Here is a 602-nt window from a genome sequence, read left to right as displayed (position 1 = left end):
CCAAGGTGTGGCACCTGATCATAATTTCAAGTTTAACCACCCCTTGTATTCCCTAGATGCCTCGACTATCGACTTGTGCTTGTCTGCGTTTCCCTGGGCTGATTTTCGCACCACTAAGGGCGCGATCAAATTGCACGTCGGCCTGAACCATGCTGGCTATTTGCCGGAGTTTATGACGGAGTTTGTGACCATTACGGAGGGAAAGAAACACGATGTGACCGTGGGTCGCATGCTCAACTTCCCTAAAGGGAGCATGGTTGCCATTGATAAAGCATACAATGATTATGCTTGGTATAAGCAATTGACAGACAAGGAGATTTTCTTCGTTACCCGGCTTAAGAACAATGCAAAATACCGTGTTATTGATCGTCGATCCGTGTTGAAAAACAAAGGCTTAACGTGTGATCAAACGATAGAATTCACCGGCCCCCAGGTCTCTAAAAAGTGTCCGGTTCAATTGCGGCGGGTAGGCTATAAAGACGCGGAGACGGGCAAACACTATGTGTTTTTAACGAACAATTTCAAGCTAGCCGCCAAGACGATTGCTGATGTCTACAAAGCCAGGTGGCAAGTAGAATTATTCTTTAAGTGGATAAAACAAA

At 45.7% G+C, this 602-nt stretch carries 1 protein-coding gene; it reads left to right on the top strand.

The annotated features are described in order from the left end of the window. A partial coding sequence (locus tag Nant_RS07800; protein WP_054341087.1) for an IS4 family transposase occupies positions 1–602 on the top strand: 602 nt, incomplete at both ends.

This window comes from Neptunomonas antarctica, assembly GCF_001305295.1.
Taxonomy (GTDB): Bacteria; Pseudomonadota; Gammaproteobacteria; order Pseudomonadales; family Balneatricaceae; genus Neptunomonas; species Neptunomonas antarctica.
The sequence above is the reverse complement of the archived record's forward strand: the minus strand, read 5'-3'. Positions and strand labels throughout refer to the sequence as shown.